Genomic DNA, 18,849 nt, shown 5'->3' on the forward strand with positions numbered 1-18,849 from the left:
ATGCGCGGTGGGTAGGGATTGATAACCCCGAGAGGCCGCGAGCAACGTGGGAAGAAGATGAGAGACGACCTTTCCCCACCCGCCGCCGCAGATAAGGCGCCCATCAAGCGCTATGCTGCGAGCGGCGGTCGGTCGGACTTTTTGTGATAAACAGTCACGGAGGATGCAATGGATACTTGGTACCCGACCGTAGTCGATGAGCGCTGGGACGTTCCGGAAAACGTCGAGGTGACCACTAAGATCGATGACGAGCACGGAGAGCGAAACGTCGCTAAGCTGACCCGCAAGGGCAATCTGTGGTTCACCGATCCCAAGGACGGCATGTACGTCTATTACATGCCGACGCACTGGCGACGTTAAGCGAACATGGAGAGTGCGATGGATGACGTTGCAGCCGCCCTTGTCTCACTAGCCAAATCAGGCATTCCGCCTGACGTTCAGGAGATGCTTGTTTACGGAGATCCTAATCGGGGCATCCCGGCCGGCGCGCTCTACCGGGCCTTGGTGTGGGTTCGTGCTGATCGCGAAAGACGCCGCAGTGATGCTGGGCAAAATACCTAGCCGAAAGGTGCAAGTGTGACCGAGAAAACCGATTGGATGTGGGTCTATGAGAATCCGAAGGAAGCCGCTGCGGAGATCGATCGGTTGCGCGCCGCCATGCAAGAACTGATCGACGATCCTTTCATGGACCCTGAAGGCACTAGGCAGTTTTGCCTGAAGGCTCTTGGGCAATCAGTGAGGGACACCCCGTGACCGCATTACCGATTTGTTGCGTAACTGGCCGAATTGCTGGAGATCCCCATGCATGTGGCGATTGCGATCCCTGCTGCGCTACCCACCTCGTCCCGGAAGTCGTGAAGACGCTCATAAAGGAGCGCGACGAATGGGCCAATAAATATGCCGACGTGATGACGGAACTAGAAGAATTGAGGGCAAAATGATCGAGATCACAGTGGGAATCTGCGAAGCCTTCAAGGCGATCGGAATCGATATCTCGGAAGCCGATCTCAAGAAATTCGAGCAGACACTATACGACCGCGGACTGAATGTCGCGCCACGCACCCACGGCCACCATGCCGCACCTGACGGAAAGCACCATGCCAAATCTAATTCAGCGCCTTCATGACTTCCGCGTCTGGAACGTGAAACAGCAACACTATGAGCCACCTCCCATTTGCAGGGAGGCCGCGCTCGAAATCCAGTCCTTAAGTGAACAGATTGCGGCCCTCCGTGACGTGCTGACTTCGATCTCCAACAAATGCCCAGCTACCTGCGAGATGACCCTAGCGCACGAAATGGCGCAAGAAGCCGAAGATGCGCTAGGGTCTCATCCACGCTCTCCCTGAGAGAGCGCCATTAACCCTCTTTAGGGGCTAGGCGGGAGGGGCAACGTGGGGTAGCGTGAGCTTTTCCCGATATTGGATTTAGATATGCTGTTCGGCCTAATCCGCATGCTCGCAATGAAGACGGGGCGCGGCCATTCTTTATACCGCAGATTTTGCAAACCTTCTGGCGGAGAATACGCTGAGTACCTGCGTCGTCACGGTCGCTTTTTTGCGATCGGAGACCATTGCTACATCGACCCGAGTGCCAATATCCCAGACCCTGCCTATGTGAAGATCGGAAATAATGTCCGCATCAATGACTGTGCGATTTTTGGCCACGACGGGGCCGTTAACATGGTCAACAAGGCTTTTGGTCTTCAGCTAGACAGCGTTGGAAAGATCGATATCCGAGACAACGTCTACCTCGGCTATCGCTGCATCGTACTCCCGGGCGTAACGATCGGCCCGCACGCTATTGTTGCCGCAGGATCAGTGGTCACTCGTGACGTTCCTGAGGGCTCAGTGGTCGCGGGCTCACCCGCGAAGCAGGTGTCCACTATTGCGGCATACATTGAAAAGCTGAAATCCAGGAACGATCGTTATCCTTGGCGTCACCTCATTGAACAACGCAACGCCGAGTTTGACCCAACCATTGAGGATACGCTGGTACAACAGCGCGTTGACCATTTTTTCAACAAGGTGAATTAGATGATTACAAAAAGCAACGCTGTCGCGCCCCGAGAGCCGACATCTCTATCTTGGCTATGGCGTATCCCGCTTATCGTGTTTTTCTGTACATCGTTTTTGGTGTTAGCCGTCGTCTTGGACGTTATGGAATTCTTCAGTCAAATAGGCACTGGGCGAAGAAGCGAAGGTACCGCCCGTGCTCGGCGTCACCACTACCAGCTAATCGAATAAGTCTCCGGTTGCGCGTTCTGGCACACATCAATCGTAGCGGCCCAAACTGGATTGTCTCGGTCGTCGGTATTCCCGTTGCCTGCTGTCTTCCAGTACCGGATACCCGCCCAAGTCCCAAAGCGACTGCTCAAGCCGCCCTCTACAAATTTGGCGGGCATTTTGCCCCCAAGACGAATGAAGGCGATGAACATTGCACGATAAACATCGGCAGTTTCTTGGCAGTATCCGTTCTGGACCATGTACTCAACAAACTGCGCATTCCCGCCAAAACCGCTCAGAAAAATATCCGTCGTGTAGTGACAGCCGCCTTCGTATTGTCGAAGCTCCAAACCATTCGCTTGCGCTACCGCGAGATGCTGGGGCCACCACGTGTCTCGATTTAGCGCAAGGCTTCCACTCAATGTCAGCCCTGCGGCGGATCCGGTTAGGAATAGCTGCTTCATCACTGTGTTGAAGTAGCTGTATTTCGTCGGATACGTGCCGGGATTCGATATGAAGTTACTGTTGCTGGTGTCCATCAAGTCGAACAATCCGGCATCGACCGCGTAACTGTTCCCGTTGCCGGTGGTGAACGTGGTGTAGGCGGTTGAGTTGACCCCCGATAGTTCAAACGTGTTCGTCGTCGCGTTGGCAACCGTCACAAAGACACCATTCAATTCCGGCATACCGGTGTCCATGAACAGCTTCAGGCGCTGGCCATTGGTAAATCCGTGCCCATTACACGTGACGACAGCGGGGTTCGCCTTCGTTACTCCGGTAATCTGACGACAGCTGATAACTTGGCCGAAATACCCGGTGATATTCAAGTTCTTGAAGAGAGCGTTCACGGGCAGCGAGTTGGCTGGGCTCAGAACATTTACCCGCCAGTAGTTGACGCCTGCGATTGCACTGGTTGTTATTGAGATGTTGGCAGTTTGAGAGGCCAGAACTCCACGCCAGCGCGTCGCGTCGTTGTAGACATCGCGAATTATCTTCATGATCTGCGATGCGCGGTACCCATACCACTTGCTTCCGTCGCCGGAAAACGGATTTCCTGGCATCGCATTCGCCTGCGCTACGCAATAGTTGTAAGCAGCCCCACCAACTAGAGATGAATTCCAATGTTCGTTGGTGTATTCGTAAGAAACCTCGACTGAGGTGTTGTTCTTGAAGTACGTTGCAAAGGACGTGACGAAAGAATCCGTTGCCATATGCGGTATGCAAACGTGAATTGCGCAGCCTGTGCGATTTGCGATCTCGCATATCAGAGATAGAGGCATTCCGCCTTTTGGGCCCGAATTAGAGGTGGAGGTGAGAACTCTAGCCCATGTCGTATAGCTTTCGTCAGCTATTTGCGAAAAATCAGCGATCTCTATTCCGTTGGTGGCTTGCAGATCCATGAACCGAAGGATGCCGAACTTTCCGATCTCAGAGAGCCAGTCGGGATTGAACTTCTCCCCAGCGTTAAGGTTGGGCTCATAACGCTTCTGATAGACGCGGACATTGCGCGGCGGGTCGTTGAGGTTTGTCAACGTAAGCGTCAACTGGGTGTTGCCGGGCGCTGACCCCATCGTGAACGAAATTTGCCCCGGAACGCTTTTGTCTTGAGTGTTGCCCGGCGTTAGAAAGTCAATATTCCCAGTCGCGCTGCCATCCCACTTCGCTACCCACTGCTCGCCATCGAACTTGCAGCCAAGAGCGATTTGCGATGGATCGGGAGCAGTAAAAAATATCCGCTTCAAAGTCAGCAGATCAGCGGGCGCTGGGCTGACTATTTCCCCAGTCATCGTGTCTAGATAGACGCCAGCGTCCCAGATCGCCTTGCCGTTGAGGTCTCCGCCAGCCGTGCGAGTGATCGTTGGCGAGGCGGCGGTCTTCCACCAATTCAAGAACGGACAGAAACCGTTGCCGTTGGTAGCACCCGCAAGCCCGAGCAGAATCCTCTTCATCAGAAGTTATACCCGTTAGAACCATGCTGGTTGTTGCTGATGTTGGCTCGTTGAGTTGCGGTTTGCGCTATAGGCCATAAGCCTGCTTCCATTAGACTCCCCGTCAGCGGGCTAGCGCCGTCAGTGCACACTCGCAGCGCGTTCGACGCGAAGTTGAATGAGCCGGCATTTTGAGACGGAGTGTCTACGCCGTCGATGTTGTACGCTCCCGAGACACCGTTGCCGACACCCTGGAAAGAATGCCAAGCGTCACTCATGACAAAATTGATGGTTCCTCCCGCTCCAAATCGTCCATTATTGGCGGTTGGGCTAAACCCCAAGAATAGACCGCCTCCGGAGGCTGCGCCCATCGCTGCTGCCGCCCCAGTATTGCTCGTTCGCGTCAGCACGGTTGATGCAGTGTATGGTTGGTTCAAGATTAGGGTCGGCGTGTCCATTCGTGACGCGCTGGTACTGGCGATTGAGGGGAGACCATTAAGCGAATTCAATGCCAGCGTTGGCATATTCGCCAGAGTCGCTTGGGTAAAGTGGCGATTGTTGCCTGTTTGATCGTAGAGCTTCGCAATTTTGATCGTCGTGACGCTGTTTGCGGCGACCCAAGCGGAGATCGCTGCTTTATCAACGAACCCTGTCGTAAGTATGTTGATCGTGATCGGGTTGTTGCCTGCCTGATCGACCAAATCCATGATCGGCGCGGCTGACGCTGCGAACGCTGCGCTATAGGCACGCGCCGGGCTCGCCCAAACATAAGCTCCGCTGACGACATCCCCAGGGCCTACATAAGACGATCCCGTCGTCAGGAACGATGAGCTATCAACGACAGCAGACTGATTTCCTCCCGCGTCCTCGTGCATCAAATGGCAATAATAGAGGGTCGCCGCCGTAAGGCCCGTGACGTTCGCTGTTTTCACGCCGGAAGATGAGACCGCCTGCGAGCCGCTGGCAGGCGCGGCCGATCCTGTGTGCGTCTGCCCAGCCTTAACCTGCGCTGCGCTGGGGGTGTTCGAGGCCGTCGTAACAACATAGTACAGCGTGCCGTTGCCCTGATCAGTAGTAGCTCCAACCGTCGCGGTCGTGTTGCCGGTCTGAATGCCCGTTGGATTGGTGAGTGTTGGCGCGGCGTCGATCGTTTCGCTCTGGGTATTCGACCACAGGCCAGAATTGATCTTTGCGCGGAACCAGTAAGACCCATCCGCTAAGCTCGGCAAAGACAGCGAGATGCTCTGCGCAATCGCCTCTGTCGATGTTACGGTGTGATCTTGCTGAGACGCGCTCGAAAATGCTGAATTTGTCGCGTACTGGATGGAGATTACGTCCCCAACGACAATGATATCCGTCGACGTAAAATTGAACGTTGGGCGATTGTTTGTCGTGGGGCTGGTTAGCGTCAGGGTGGGCGCAGGCCCGACAGGGCTGTTCCCCACTCCCCCAAGGCCACCGAGGGAGCCAAAGCCGCCTCGTGCCCCCAATTTTCCCATTGCCATGTTGCGGCCTTACGGGTTCGCAATGACAGAGATCGTCGCGCCAGCCTGAACGCCAAAATACTCTGGCGACATGGCCCCAAGAGGCAGGCTCGAGGTCGAAGCGGTGCCTCCGACCTTCACGGCACACTGCACCTCGCAGGTGATGCGGATGTACTTGGTCTGAGATCCGAAGGCAGCCGACGATTGAACACCGCCGCTGATATCGAGCGTTGACTGATCCACCAGGCTTGGAAGCGCCGCCATTTGCCCCGGCGAGCCGCCGCTTGCCGTCGCGGCCAAGACACCGAATTCAGAGATCCAGACACGGGACGCGGCGTTGGCAGTTGCAGGCAGCGCGAAGAGCGCCGCCGCGAGCAGAAGCTTGCGAAGCATAGGTAGTCTCCAGTTGATGAACGATTAGAGGCCGCAGCGGCGCCGGACTTCGGCGATCTGGGCTTTGGTGTAGCCGTGCTGCTGAGCTATCTTTTCAGCCTCAGCGATGCTGCCGGCGTATTCGAGGATGGCCCGAGCCTTCCAGCATGGGATTTGATCGGCCGGCCATGCCGGTCGGGTCATCAGCAGGATCAGAGCCGCAACGAGAAGGAAAATGGCTGAGATCATTACGAATAGAAATGCAGTCGCGCGGCGCTGGGGCATCAACGCTTGTATTCGCCGTCGATGTTTGCGCGGCGTTCCTGGATGAACCCCGTGCCGTGCCGCAGCTCGTCGTACCACTTCATCAGAAGTTCGATCTTGGTCTCTTGGACCGCGATCTTCTGGAGCGTGTCGCTGAACGTTTTGAACTCTGTCTTGATTTCTTTGAACTCTTTGGAGAGCGCTCGAAGCGACATTTGGTCACCGGCTTCTTTGCCGCCCCTATTGTATAGGAACGCGGCTGCCACCATTAGCGCGCCGCCCATTGTCAGGATATCGCCCAATTTCACAGTCCATTCGAATGAAAGTCCCATTCCTCGTTAATCTCCTAGAGACCGCCGTCCGCTAGGGTACCCCCAGCCTGCGCCTCAAATACCCCTGAGGCATGGGTTAGGGTCGTCGCGACGTTTGCCGACGCCGCGGCGGCCCGCTTTTCTATGTTTTCACGGTTACAGTTGGCTGAGTAACTGCCAGAGTTGCGGCCATGCGCTGTTGGCCGCGGAGCAGCATGCGATCGCCGAACCAGAAGCCGATGATGGCTCCAAACATTGCCTGAGTTTCCGCCGGCCAAAGCAGCTTAACGAGCTGGCCGAGGTCATAGCCGCTGTTCACCCCGTAGATGAACAGGCAGATCTCTAGCGCCAACCACATATGAAAAAAGACGATGGTAACGTATGGCCGCACAAGTATGGCAATCGCGTCCACCCACTTGATGCCGCTAGCGCTATTACCAAAACTGTAAATAGCGTCTGCCTGTCGAATATCAGCCTGAGCGTTCGCGAGATCGACCTGTAGAGCCACGCCCTCCTTTTGAGCTTGGAGCTGGAGCTGAGCCATTGCGAGTTGCTGGGCATTGTTGGCTTTCAATGTGAACAACTGCACGATGGCCGGGACCATGCCGGCGAGAGCACCGAGGATGGCCGGAAGCGCCGCAAGGACTGCGATCATGGCTTGCTCGCCAGGTTCTGGATGGCCTGATCCTTCGAGGCCGATCCAGACGAAGACCCAATCCAGTAGCCGACGACCGCGGTAAAGTTCGTGGCGAGTGCGCCGAGCAGGATGGAAAGGATTTCAGGAACGGCTCCCCCGTCGAGTTTCCTCGTCATGTAGATCACGGTGACGCCGATAAAGCCGATGACGACGACGGCCGAAACGACCACCCTCCCCCAATCGTTCAAGATCATGATTTTGCTTTCGGTCTGAAGAGGTCAAGAACACGCCCCCAGAAGGTCGGCGCAAGGTCGGCGTGCGCCTGCGTCCCCGGAGGCGGCAGGACGATGTCAGGCGGCACAGGAAGCGTTGGAACTGGCTTCCCGTCTGCCAGCGCCTTGTCGATCGCCGCGAAGGTCTCAGGGCCCACCAGCCCGTCCACGCCGATGCCGGCGGCAAGCTGGAAGGCCCTGACCGCGTTCCTGGTGGCGGGGCCAACAATGCCATCCAGCTCGAGCTTCGGGTTAGCACCCAGCCGGTTAAGGCTGTTCTGGAGCCAGATGCCGTCCCGGACGGGCTCTGCGCCTACAGGCGTTGCAGAGGTCGGCTTTGGCTGGACCTGAGGCGCCGGACCATCGAACTTAATCGACGGGTCGAGCTGCATCATGGTCATGATGAGGCCGGCGACGCCGAGTTGCTTGTCCACTTTGTTCGGGTCGTAGACGCCATCTGCGACGAATTTACCTGCCTCGTACTGGTCGGTCCCGGCCCAGACGTAGGCCGAAGGGAGTCCGCGGTTGGCGTAGCCGGTACCGTTGAACCGCTCCAGGTTCGTGAGCGTGCCGCCGATGCTCCAATCCTTCAGCCGAGCCGCGTAGGGAGAGCACTTCACCAGCGCGTCTACGGCGGCATCTTCGAAGGACTTGAATGGCCCACGGCCAGCCGGAACATGGGTCGAGACACGATTCCACGGATCGCCCTGCGCCAAGCTCTTGCTAAAGTCTTGTGAGGACTCACGATAATGGCTGACCGCGATGAAGACCCACGCGATGTCCGGCATTCCCGCCTGTCTCGCAATAGCGAGATACCGCCCCTTATTCGCGACGGCGATCTTGGCCGGCTGCGTGAACTCGGAGCCTCGCGTCAGCCTGGCATTCGACCAGCGAATGGCATTCGCGCGAGTTAGCGCGTTTAGGTCTACCATGGGTTGACTATCCCTAGGGTTGCGGTAAGAGATTCTTCACTCTGGCTGGGAGAACTGGAATGAAGTTCCTATGTTCGCTTTTTGCGAATTTGTTTAAAGAAGTCTCAGCTAACACCATGCGCGAATTCGCTGGCTGTCACTGACCATGACGCGACCGCAATTGGTGCTCGCAGTCATTGGACTGCTGTTCAGCTCTGCATGCATTCTGCACTTCGGCAGCATTCTCATTCAGCAAGACGATGCCGAGATAAGGTTCATTCCAACAAGTCAGGCATCGGCGGCCGCGCTGGCACCGCCGAGACAGTGTTCGAATGTCAAGCGGCCTTCTGACGATGATTTCAGAGCTGTCATTGAAGGTCGTGGGACCGAGGCATATCGTGCAGCCGCAGTCCGGGTGTGGTGTAGCACTTCACCGCTCGACTAGGTGGACGGCACGAAGGTAAAGCCGACGTTGAAGCCTGTTGCCGTTGCGGCGCCGCCCCCCACGACCAGTTTGGCACAGATGAGATCGCCGGCCGCAACCGTAAAGGCATGTGCGCCGTTTGTGTCGTTTGCGGTCGTCGCGGCGCCCGTCATTTGGCAGGTAAGCGCCTGATCCGCTGCGTTCTTACGCATTGTCACCGTATAGGTCGTAGCGCCTCCAGGCCCCGTGTTGGTCGAGGCATAGAGGCTCTTAACCGTGCCTGCACAAGGGGCCGGTATCGCAACAACATTTTCCGTTCCCGCTGCAAATCCCGTCCCCATATAGAACGTGCCGGGAGAGAGGGTGACGAGGTTTCCAGCGGACCAAAGGATTGCAATTTGGCTGGATGGGTGGACATGGTCTGCTCGAGCGTACCGCGTTGACGTGCCAACTACTGCGGCATTCGATACAAGCGGCGTCGCGGCGCCCGCCTGCCCCAAAACAAATGCCGTTGAAGCAATCTGCGTCGTGTTGGTATCAACAGCGGCCGTTGTGGTGAGCGGCGTACCCGAGAACGTTGGCGAGGCCGCGCGCACAAGCGCACCGCTGCCCGTCTCGCTCGTGACGTTCGTGCCAGTATTGTTAATTGGGGTGGTCGCCGAGATGATAAGGTTATTCTGGATATAGCCCGCCGTAACCGCCAGCGCGTTCTTGATGCCGGTAGTCAGGGTGTATCCGCTGATCGGATTGATCAAGTTCCCATTGATAAGAAGAGAGCCGCTAGTTCCGGAAGCATCCACCGTAATGCCGGTCCTTGTCGCAGCGCCAGCCAGGCCGCCATAGCCCGTATTGATCAGAGAGTTGTTGGTGATATCGATTGAGGCCGGTTCAAGGCTTCCAGTGATGTAAATGCCAGGACCCGGAATGCCGTAGATAAGGTTTCCTGAAATCTTGGCAGTTAGTGCCGACTTCAGAGAAACGCCCGGCGTCAAGCGCGTGGTGTCAGAAAGATTTACGTTCTGCCAGACATTGCCAGAAATGAGGATGTCCCGCAATTCAGAAGCATTAGTGACCTGATTGATACCATCAACCAGATATGGCCCGCCAGGCGCCGAGACGTTCGCCTCGAATGTATTGCCTACGATGCTGATAGCCTGAAGCTTTGACGTGGCCGCCAGCGTCCAGAGGGTGATTCCGATAGAGCAGTCCTGCACCGTATTGGACGCGATGCTGACAGTCTTAGTGGTCTGATTAGCGATGGCAACCACATTCGACGCACCATAGTATCCCGATACAGTATTCCCCGTGATGTTGATGTCTTGGCCGTAGACTTCCCAAGCTACGCCATTGTTCGTGGGGCCAAGACCGAAGGTGTTACCCACGATGTCAATGTGAGAGCCAACGACAAACAAGGTCGAATAATCGACACACACTGCATTGATACGATCGCCATCGTTCTGGAATGAGCAATTCTCGATGCGGGAGCGGAATGCGGTGATCGTCGTCTGGTAAGTGCCGAGGACAATCGAGTTTGATCCGCAATTGTTGCGGAATCTTGCGTTCTGGAAAACAACACCATCACAAGTCTGGATCGACACAACGGAGTTGAATGACCAGATAGTTCCTGAGGCGCAGTTATTGGCGCCGTTGTAGTCGAACAGAACGTTTTTATAGGTCGTGTCCGTGATTGAGTTGGACGTTGAGTTATAAGCACCGGCCAACTCAACCATGCGGTTGATGCCCTTAACCGTAATGGGACCGGCAATCGGAGTTCCAGCGCTGTTCGCCGGGGCTACTGTTACTATATACGTACCTGTTCCACCAGTTCCGCTGCCAAAGCTCTGGACTTTCACGAGAGCGACATTGCCTGACAGGCTGAGAAACTGGTTCAGGGCAATCGTGCCCGACGTAACGCCAGTGACCGTCATAGTCGTTCCGGCGAATGTCGCGGTAAACACGCTATCCGCGACGTTCGTATTATCCGCCAGCTTCAGGCCACCAGGCCCATCGAAATTTACCCCTGACTTCAGGTCGATAATTGAGAAGGTATTGGCGTGCTTGGTGCCGCCAACCGTATAGGTGCTGTCAAAAAACAGCGTTCCGCCGCCTGCCAGATTGATGGCATCAATGGCGTTCTGGACATACGTCTTATCGTTGGTGCCATCCGCCTTAGCGCCAAACATCTTCGGAGTATAGACTTTATCGGTGACAAGCCTGATCCAACGGCCCGTCCCCCCAGCCGTCGGCTGGATGATCGTTCCCCCGTTGTCAGTAGCAGTTGAAGCACCGTCCCAATAGAACAAGCCGCCGCCGCCGTCGTTGGCTCCGTAATATCCGCGAACTTCTGCGGCGAAGAATGTGCCTGACGGCAGCAGCTTCAGGGCTGCGATAGTCGTAACGTCAACCGGGAGTGATCCAAGAACAGCAGCAACAAATTCAGGAAGGGCACCGGCCGTGTATGCGTCGGAATCAAAGCTGAAGTCATAGGCGGCTCCGTTCTTCGTCAGAAGGATCGGGCTTTGTGCCGTCACAACAGCCGGGAAGAGAGACTTCTTGCGAAGTTTAAGCGTCATCTAATTGCCCTCAAGCACAGCGATTGTGCCGATAATCTCGTCAATGATTGTGCTGTTGTAGGTGATCTTCACGCCCAGCATGTACGTTCCGGCGGACAGAGAACTCAGGTCCGTATTTTCAAAACGCCAGTAGAAGCCTGGGCCAGGGACGAAGACCTTGCCATTGTCAATCGTAGCTATTGCTCTCGGCCAGCATCCCTCGATATCCTTGATCGTGACCTCGATCTCAAGGGGCGAGATTGCAGAGAGATCGGTCGTCGTGTTGTCAGCGTCATCATAAAGCTCGATCGTGTCGCTGATCCACGTCGCTTTATTCGAGATGGTGTCGACTTGCCCGGTGAACATGATCAGAGCTTGATATAGGTAGTGATGAAGATGGACGGCTGGATAGTCCGCAACGGCGTGCTAGTGCCACCCTGCGCAGAGCCGGTGAAGCTCGATGCCGCCTGAGTGGCAGTCAGATTGGGCAGCACAGCGCTGAGAGCACCAAACGCGCCGCCGCCGCCGCCGTTATTGTTGAAGTCACCAGCAGTGTTGCGAAGCGCGCCCTGATTATTGATTGTGATTGCACCGTTAGTGATCGTTCCGGCCGGCGTGTATGGCGGAAGATTCGCCGTAACGAGCGTGGTCGTTTGACCACCGCATGAAAAGCCGAGTGTCGTATGACTGATGCAATAGTCTGGGCCGAACAAACCTGCATTCGAGTTGCCCATGTCACCGAGCGCCACGCGAACCTTGTCCCGGAAATCCGGCAATGCGATTGTCTTGTTGGCCGCGAAATCAGCGGCTGCACTCGCGCCGCGACCGCCACTTACGGCTAAGTTCGGATCTTGATTCCATAGGAAGGCGAAGAGAGCGGAAGTATCAGCATTCGCGCGTTCGGTAGCGCCAGACGTTGCAGACCCGATGGTTCGTCCATTGGTTCGAACAAATCCGGCAAGGACGCCAGTCCCATACACATCCTTGATGTCACCAGTCGTCAGGACGGTCGTCGGATCGACCGTGCCACCGCCCCCGCCGCCTCCGGAACTGGGTCCTACAACAAGCAGATTGTCACCGCTGAAAATCTGTGTGCCATTCGACTTTGTCAGGCGCAACTTGATCAGACCATCCGCGACGAAGAATTGCGGAAGACGCCCTGCGGCGTCACAAGTCAGCGGGTTTGGCAGGACCAGAGAGGGTGTAAGTCCTGAATCCGAATAGGCATTTTGGGGCGTCGCGACGGTTCCGGCCTGATAGACGTAAAGTTTGCAGCCAGGAGCCACGGCGCCCGTCAGATCGAACTGAGGCGTCAGGGAAAAGCCGGGGACAGTCCCGGCCCCCTGTGCTACGGTAGCCAACGCAAAAAGCCCCGCGAGCGCGAGGCAGAGACGTTTGAGCATGTGGAAACTCTTCCAGTTGTCGATCATGGCCGCTGTGATGTGCGGCAATATTCGGTACGAATGGACGCCCAACCCCTACGCGACTGGCGTCCTTGGTGTCGGCGCAGCGTTCTTCGCCACCCTACTTATTGGCGGTCTTGGTTCTCTGTTCGGTCGTCGCAGCGCCACCCAGCGCGATCAGGCGCCCAGCCATCACAAGAGCACGGTCGGAGCCAGGTGGGATCCTGACAATCTGGCGCAAGGCCTCGCCCGAACGCGGGTCCGTGATGATGCGCGCGATCTGATCGAGGTTTCGCCCAAGAGACCACGACTTGAAGGTGTCGTTGGCGAAGGTCATCAACTTTCCGGGACTGAGACCCTTAGACGCCAACTCCTGAAGTCCGCCCGTCGACATTGACTGAACCTCGAGCTGGTTGAAGGCTGTCAATGAGCCCTTGGGCTGCCTGCTACCCGTCGCCGCCATGATGTCCAGAAGCTGTTCAAAGCCCCGCCAGCGCGCGTCACCGTTCGGAAGTGCCATGATGGCCGCCTGCAAATTGTCGCGCTGCTGAGCCCCGCCAACCAGCTTGGCGGCGAACTTAGCGCCTGCGAATTGATTGGCGCCGCCTTGAAGATCGCGAGCGGCCTGGTTGAACACCATTTCCACATGAGCCCGCACCAACTGCTCGGCTGCCGCCGGCCGGCGCTGCACGAGCGCCGAAACTGCGTCGTGGACCTCGTTGTGGGTTCCTGGGACCGGGTTTTCCGGGAACAGCGCCGCAATGGCCTTTTGCGTCGTCACATCCTTCTCGGCGAGCTTGCCGAGCGGCCCCTGAAGCAAAGGCTCAAGGAACTCTTGCCGGCCGCGGCGGCCGATTTCAAGGGCGATCTGATAGTCGGTTGACTTGACCTCGCCAATCTGGCGAACGGCCGACGCCTGCATTTCGCGTGTGGCCTGCGTCTCGTGGCTTCGCTGCGGGTTGAACCGTGATCCAGCGTTCTCGGCGAGCTCATCGAAGTGCTTCTTGACTGCATTCAGGAAGCCGACCGAATTGTCTGGCAGATTTTCGACACGCCATGCGTTCGGGCCGTTTCGAACAGCGTCGCGCGCCTCTGTCCATCCAGGAATAGCCCTCACATGGGTCATTTCGGCGGGCGTCAGCAGCACGTTTGCTGAGCGCTGGTAATAGGGCTCAGCCGCTGCATTGATCGTCTGCCGAACATTGCTGAGCGTGTCCTGCGCCGCCTCTCCGGCCGCTGGCCCGATGGTCGACGGATAGGCAGGCATCTGCGCCAGGCGATCGAATTCGCCGCGCGCCGCCTGCTCGATCTGAGCCGGCCGATCGGCGAAAAACTCCTGCATCTGCGGCCTGGTCTGACCGTGGCTTTCAAGGATCCTCTGCGTGTCGGTCAAGACTGGCTGGCCGGTGACACGAGACAAGGCTTCCGGCCATGTCAGGGCGACACCACGGGTCTGTGCATGGTCGATTAACTGACCAGCCCGGGTAATGTCCTGCTCGGTCACAGAGGCCGGGATTTTGTCCCTCAGGAGCTTTTCGGCCGTGTTCGGGCCTGAGGCCAAGGCTCCCGCACCGCCCGCCACAAAGCCAGCCAAGGCCTTCACATAGGGGTTCTGATCGCTATAGCGGCCAGCTATGATCGACGCGGCGGCCGGGATGGCATCCTGCGTGACGACCTTGCGCGCGAGTCCACCGGGGCCCATCAACGCCGCCGGCAGAAATTCACCGACCGTTTCCGCATCCGCCTCCGCCTGGTTCTGAGGCTTGCGAAACTCGCCAGTGACCTTCTCGACTTGGCCTTGGATATCGTGCGAGGTCGGGAATTCCGGCGGCTGTCCGACCGACATAACATCGCCCGTGCGGCCGTATTTGCGGGCGTACCTCTCGGACTCCGGGTCAGATGCGATATCGGGCAGATACGATCCGACCTTCTTGGCGATCTGCTGGATGTCGCCAACGATGCCGGCAAGACCTATCGTTCCCTTGGCGACGCCAACTCCGGCCTGCTTGGCGACGCCGCCGTAGTCGGTCGGCTTCTCGGTCGGGTAAGCGTCCCAGCCATCCGACTTGGGAGTGCCTCCTGCCGGCGCCTCAGGGAAGGCGTCCCAACTGTCAGCGGCCGGCGCTTCTCTGATGGCTACATATGGCATCAGGGCACGTACCGAGTTTTGCCGTTGGCATCGGTGAAGCTATCGCCAGACTTGAGCTTTCCAGCGGCTACAGCGGCGCGGACATCGGACGGTGAGTTGAATTGCTGGACCGACGAGGAGGCCTGCTTTGCCTGCTTCTGCTCGCCGATGACCTTGTGCCAGTCCTTGATTTCGGCGTCAGTGAACAGCGGGTTTTTCTTGTAGAAAGCCGTCACTTGCTTGTCGAAGCCCGGATCGAGAACGCCGTTCTTGTCCTTGTAGTCCTGCGCCATCTCGGCGATCTGAGCATTGCGCTCGTGGGTTCGTTTGGAGATTTCCACCAAGAGCTTGTTGGCGGGGATCGAGTTGTCAGGAGACGCCGCGGCCTCGCGCGCCATGTTGATCTCGGCAACTCGGATTTGTCCGAGCCCCTTGAGAGCGCCGAGAGACGAAAGCACGTTGGCGGCCGTCGCCTTGCGAAGATATTCCTGCGGAACGGCTGCTTCCGGATCGATGCCAACCGCGCTCTTGAGGCGCTTGTAGAGGAGGTTATACTTCTCGCCCGCGCCCGAAAAGAAGTTCGGATCGTTCATCTGCTCTTTGAGGAGATCGAGCTGCGGGATCTCCATCTGAGCCTTGGTGCCAGCCTCGACCAATCCCTCGTACTTCTTGACGCTGGATTTCGCCTCTTCCGTCGCCGCGGTCTTACGTTGCTCGGTGTCGGCCATCCACTCATTGAACGGAAGGTTGCCGCCCTGCCGGCGGTAGAGGTCGTAGTTCTTGATGTCCGGAGTCGGCTGGCCCTGCTCTTGAAGCGCCTTAAGGCGCGACAACGCCGCTTCCTGCGCTGCCTTACCCAAGGCAGGGTTGGCAGCAATCGCCGTATAGGTCGCGATCTGCCGCTGAATTTCGGGGTCGGGTCCGGTTGGAACGGCCCCACGGGTCGGCGTCGCGGGAGGAGCCCCAAATGTGCCTTGGTTCTGCCGCGGGTTGACCGGCGGTATGTCCTGCTGCCGCGGCTGCCCTGCTTGCGCCACCTGGCCGATGCCCATCCTCTTCAACTGCTGAACGGCTGGCACAAGAACATTGCGCACGCGGGGATCGTTGATGTCGATTGGGGCGTTCGGGTCATCAACGCCAAGCTGTCGAGCAATAGACGCGCTGGCCGCTCCAAGTTGATCGTTGGGAATTCCCTGAGCGGAGAGAACGCCCATAATCGTGCTGCCACCCTGTTGCTGTGGCCCCGGCTGAGGAGCAGGCTGGGCCCCCTGTGCGATTGGCTGGGCAACGGGAGTAGACGCCGTCCGGTTCGCCGAAGGCGGCAATGGCTGACCGCCGCCGCTCTCAAGCTGGCCCATCCGCTCAGCGATAGCCTGTCCGTTTTTCAGTTGCTGACGCTGGATATCGAGGTTTGAAGCCGCAACGCCTTCGTTCAGGCCGCCCTTCTGAAAGAGCACTTTCGACATCGCCGCGAAATCAGGCTGGCCGCTCGCATCGGTCGGAACGCCATCCCTGAAAGCGCGCCGGAGGTTGGTTTCATCAGCCTGCTTCTGTGCATCGCGGAAAGTCTTGACGGGGTCTCCGATCGCATCGAAGCTGTAACGCGTATTCCCGCGCGCGCCGGAAATGATCTCGTCGATATCAGCCACCAAAGCCTCCAAACAGGCTTGCGCCGAGGTTCACGGCCTTACCGAGGCCGTTCCACATGTTCTGACTGATGTTGTAGTTGTTCATGTCGGCGGCGGCGTTAGACGCACCCTGCCCCGTATAGTTGGCGTTCGCCGCGGCACCTTGGCCTTGATAACTCTGATTGAGCGCAGTTCCGAGACCGGTTGCAGCGTTCGATGCGCCCGCCACCGCGCTGTTGTTCGCGCTAAGATACGGCGAAAGGCCCGACAGATAGTTCGAATAGGTCTGGCCGGCGAGGCCAGTCGCGTACTTCAGAGAGTCCGCATCAGCATTACCGCTGGCGAGACTGCCGGCGGCGGCATGCGTCCGGTTCAGCGCCTGCAAACCCTGATCTAGCGAGAACCCATAGGCGCCGTACTGGCCGGAGTTCTTGAACGTGTCCATGGCCCGCGTGAGGCCTTCAGTCCCATTGGCACCGCTCGCGTCGCCATATGCATTCGCGCCGGCAGTCGTCGAGGCGACCAACGGAGCATAGTAGTTGGACGCCTGATTATAGCCCTGAGTGAGAGCAGTGCGCCCCTGCCCGTAGAGATCTGACAGCGCGTTGTAGCCCTGCTGGAGCCCGGCATTGCGATCGCGCGCCGCTTGCTCGGCATCATCGTTCGAGAAGATCGAGAAGAGACCCATCAGTTCGCCCCTGGTACCCAGAGTTTCGTCGTGTCATCCCAGATCAGCACCTGGCCGTTGGTTGGCGCCGTCGTGGAGACATCAGGCAGCGTGCTTAGCTTCCTGATACTTTGAAAGTAGTCGTACCAAGTCTGGCTCATCGTCCCGGTCGCTTGATCAATCACAGGAACGTCTTTGCCTGGAAACGGACGCGCCATCAGTGGTTCCTCAGCTGCGTGTCTTGTGTGGCGCCCATGAACGCCACATAGACGGGATCAGAGACCTTCAGCCGCCAGCGGCGCCCTTGCACGCCCGTCATGCCCGTGCGCAGCATCGTGATCCGCTGCGGCGTTGCTTGCCGGCCGAGCTTGCGGATAAACTCTTGGCTCCAGGAAATGCCGCCATCGTCGGACCACGAAATGCCGACGCTAGGATCAGTCGCGATCGGATCTTGCCCCGTCGCCTGCCCCACCCCGACCACGAAATTGAAGTCAGCTCGAGCTACCTTCGTCCGGTTCGGGAAGTTCAAGACAGGTCCGCTTTCGATCTGGAACTGAAGCGGGTTGCCGTTCTCGTCATACGACGTCTCGCTCAGATAGAGCAACCGACCGCCTTGCGTGTCACCCGTGATCCACTTCCCAAAGGCAGAAATTCCGCTCACCGCGCGCCAGCGGTTTTGCTGGTAGCTTGAACGTTCATTCCATTTCTGGCTTCCGAGGTCGAATTCCCAAGTGAACGATGAGCACGAAAGCACCCATTTCGGATGGCCTTGCGAGATGTAGACCGAGGCCTCCAACGTCGTCTTGTCATTCACCGCGGCGATCAACCGATCCAAATCCGGCGGCGAAATCTTCAACGGGTTCGGCGTACCGTTGTGCTGCACAACCGAATTATCGTCTGCAACCCAGATCAGAGCCGATCCGAACCCATCTTCATGGCCCGCGACCGCATACGGGCTCAGCAAGCCGCGCTGGATCACATAAGAGCGGGTGAACGGGAAGCCTGTCGGCTGCGCTGTGTCCGCATAGACGGCCCCAAAATTCGGTCCCCAAACATAGTATTGGCCGTTGAACGGAAGCCCGCGCGTCAGGCCGCCAGATTTTGCTTGCTCTTTCGTCTTATCGGTCGTCGCGATCGTGACATCGTTCAGCCCTGACGCCTGGATCGTGCCATCGCCATAGGTGAAGATGAAATAGCCGTCCATGAAGCCGACACTGTTCGGAGTGCCGATGTCAGGATCAGCGAACGACGAAACAGCGGCCGAGGTGACAGAGAAGGCTCCAGTCCCAGGATCGACACAAACAACGTCAGGCGTCGGGTTCTTGTTGTTGCGGGCCCAGAACACCTTTTCTGTGCCGTTCAGCGCACCGGTCAGGACCGTTTCAACGCCGCCTGACGTATAGGTGGCCGCCTTCCCGCTCCATGCCGTATAGAGCGCGCTTCCGACCAAAAGACCGCCGCGGAAACCGGTCTGCGTCGAAGCACAGAACTGCGGTAGCCCCGGCGACTTGCGCCAGACCACGGAAGGAGGGGCAAAGCCCTTCTGCGTCTTGATGTCCTTACCCAACGGCTCCGCATACGCATTTATCAATCTACCAGCACTCTCTTGAGAGCTTGCGCCGGGCGAACTTGAAAGCGGGAACGGG

The 18,849-nt window shown here is 57.8% G+C and carries 20 protein-coding genes; 4 read left to right on the top strand and 16 right to left on the bottom strand.

What is annotated here, in order from left to right; genetic code table 11:
- Window positions 1-168: 168 nt before the first annotated feature.
- The 4 genes from ACWAT4_RS21490 to ACWAT4_RS21505 all read left to right on the top strand — a co-directional run bounded on the left by ACWAT4_RS21490 (window position 169) and on the right by ACWAT4_RS21505 (window position 2,033).
- Window positions 169-360, top strand: a complete 192-nt coding sequence (locus tag ACWAT4_RS21490; protein ID WP_449727974.1) for a hypothetical protein — start codon at window positions 169-171, stop codon at window positions 358-360.
- A gap of 216 nt (window positions 361-576) precedes the next feature.
- Window positions 577-753 (top strand): hypothetical protein, encoded by a 177-nt coding sequence (locus ACWAT4_RS21495; RefSeq protein ID WP_449727975.1) that lies wholly within the window; start codon window positions 577-579, stop codon window positions 751-753.
- Window positions 754-937: 184 nt separating this feature from the next.
- On the top strand, window positions 938-1,126 hold the full coding sequence (locus ACWAT4_RS21500) for a hypothetical protein (RefSeq protein ID WP_449727976.1): 189 nt from the start codon (window positions 938-940) through the stop codon (window positions 1,124-1,126).
- Window positions 1,127-1,430: 304 nt separating this feature from the next.
- Window positions 1,431-2,033: an acyltransferase gene (locus ACWAT4_RS21505; protein ID WP_449727977.1), complete on the top strand. Its 603-nt coding sequence runs from the start codon at window positions 1,431-1,433 to the stop codon at window positions 2,031-2,033.
- Window positions 2,034-2,224: 191 nt separating this feature from the next.
- Here the strand turns inward: ACWAT4_RS21505 and ACWAT4_RS21510 are convergent, their stop codons facing one another.
- The 16 genes from ACWAT4_RS21510 to ACWAT4_RS21585 all read right to left on the bottom strand — a co-directional run bounded on the left by ACWAT4_RS21510 (window position 2,225) and on the right by ACWAT4_RS21585 (window position 18,770).
- Window positions 2,225-4,171: a hypothetical protein gene (locus tag ACWAT4_RS21510; protein WP_449727978.1), complete on the bottom strand. Its 1,947-nt coding sequence runs from the start codon at window positions 4,169-4,171 to the stop codon at window positions 2,225-2,227.
- Window positions 4,171-5,655: a hypothetical protein gene (locus tag ACWAT4_RS21515; RefSeq protein WP_449727979.1), complete on the bottom strand. Its 1,485-nt coding sequence runs from the start codon at window positions 5,653-5,655 to the stop codon at window positions 4,171-4,173. The genes ACWAT4_RS21510 and ACWAT4_RS21515 overlap by 1 nt, the downstream gene beginning before the upstream one ends.
- 9 nt (window positions 5,656-5,664) lie before the next feature.
- The gene (locus ACWAT4_RS21520) at window positions 5,665-6,027 is read right to left on the bottom strand and encodes a hypothetical protein (protein WP_449727980.1); all 363 of its coding nucleotides are present in this window, start codon (window positions 6,025-6,027) and stop codon (window positions 5,665-5,667) included.
- A gap of 24 nt (window positions 6,028-6,051) precedes the next feature.
- On the bottom strand, window positions 6,052-6,291 hold the full coding sequence (locus tag ACWAT4_RS21525; protein WP_449727981.1) for a hypothetical protein: 240 nt from the start codon (window positions 6,289-6,291) through the stop codon (window positions 6,052-6,054).
- Window positions 6,291-6,602: a hypothetical protein gene (locus ACWAT4_RS21530; RefSeq protein WP_449727982.1), complete on the bottom strand. Its 312-nt coding sequence runs from the start codon at window positions 6,600-6,602 to the stop codon at window positions 6,291-6,293. The genes ACWAT4_RS21525 and ACWAT4_RS21530 overlap by 1 nt, the downstream gene beginning before the upstream one ends.
- Window positions 6,603-6,723: 121 nt before the next feature.
- Window positions 6,724-7,236 (bottom strand): hypothetical protein, encoded by a 513-nt coding sequence (locus ACWAT4_RS21535; RefSeq protein WP_449727983.1) that lies wholly within the window; start codon window positions 7,234-7,236, stop codon window positions 6,724-6,726.
- Complete coding sequence (locus ACWAT4_RS21540) at window positions 7,233-7,472, bottom strand: hypothetical protein (RefSeq protein ID WP_449727984.1); 240 nt, start codon at window positions 7,470-7,472, stop codon at window positions 7,233-7,235. The genes ACWAT4_RS21535 and ACWAT4_RS21540 overlap by 4 nt, the downstream gene beginning before the upstream one ends.
- Window positions 7,469-8,422, bottom strand: coding sequence for a peptidoglycan-binding protein (locus ACWAT4_RS21545; protein WP_449727985.1), 954 nt, complete (start codon window positions 8,420-8,422; stop codon window positions 7,469-7,471). The genes ACWAT4_RS21540 and ACWAT4_RS21545 overlap by 4 nt, the downstream gene beginning before the upstream one ends.
- A 420-nt stretch (window positions 8,423-8,842) precedes the next feature.
- The gene (locus tag ACWAT4_RS21550) at window positions 8,843-11,398 is read right to left on the bottom strand and encodes a beta strand repeat-containing protein (RefSeq protein WP_449727986.1); all 2,556 of its coding nucleotides are present in this window, start codon (window positions 11,396-11,398) and stop codon (window positions 8,843-8,845) included.
- The gene (locus ACWAT4_RS21555) at window positions 11,399-11,743 is read right to left on the bottom strand and encodes a hypothetical protein (protein WP_449727987.1); all 345 of its coding nucleotides are present in this window, start codon (window positions 11,741-11,743) and stop codon (window positions 11,399-11,401) included.
- A gap of 2 nt (window positions 11,744-11,745) precedes the next feature.
- Window positions 11,746-12,807: a hypothetical protein gene (locus ACWAT4_RS21560; RefSeq protein WP_449727988.1), complete on the bottom strand. Its 1,062-nt coding sequence runs from the start codon at window positions 12,805-12,807 to the stop codon at window positions 11,746-11,748.
- A 94-nt stretch (window positions 12,808-12,901) separates the two neighbouring features.
- Entirely contained in the window at window positions 12,902-14,626 is a 1,725-nt protein-coding gene (locus ACWAT4_RS21565; protein WP_449727989.1) for a hypothetical protein, read from the bottom strand.
- Window positions 14,627-14,928: 302 nt separating this feature from the next.
- Window positions 14,929-16,557 carry a hypothetical protein gene (locus tag ACWAT4_RS21570; protein ID WP_449727990.1) on the bottom strand — a complete coding sequence of 543 codons (1,629 nt, stop codon included), beginning with the start codon at window positions 16,555-16,557 and terminating at the stop codon, window positions 14,929-14,931.
- Window positions 16,550-17,224 carry a hypothetical protein gene (locus tag ACWAT4_RS21575; RefSeq protein ID WP_449727991.1) on the bottom strand — a complete coding sequence of 225 codons (675 nt, stop codon included), beginning with the start codon at window positions 17,222-17,224 and terminating at the stop codon, window positions 16,550-16,552. The genes ACWAT4_RS21570 and ACWAT4_RS21575 overlap by 8 nt, the downstream gene beginning before the upstream one ends.
- Window positions 17,224-17,421, bottom strand: a complete 198-nt coding sequence (locus tag ACWAT4_RS21580) for a hypothetical protein (protein ID WP_449727992.1) — start codon at window positions 17,419-17,421, stop codon at window positions 17,224-17,226. The genes ACWAT4_RS21575 and ACWAT4_RS21580 overlap by 1 nt, the downstream gene beginning before the upstream one ends.
- Entirely contained in the window at window positions 17,421-18,770 is a 1,350-nt protein-coding gene (locus ACWAT4_RS21585; protein ID WP_449727993.1) for a hypothetical protein, read from the bottom strand. The genes ACWAT4_RS21580 and ACWAT4_RS21585 overlap by 1 nt, the downstream gene beginning before the upstream one ends.
- Window positions 18,771-18,849: the final 79 nt, after the last annotated feature.

The organism is Bradyrhizobium sp. T-1 (assembly GCF_053592855.1).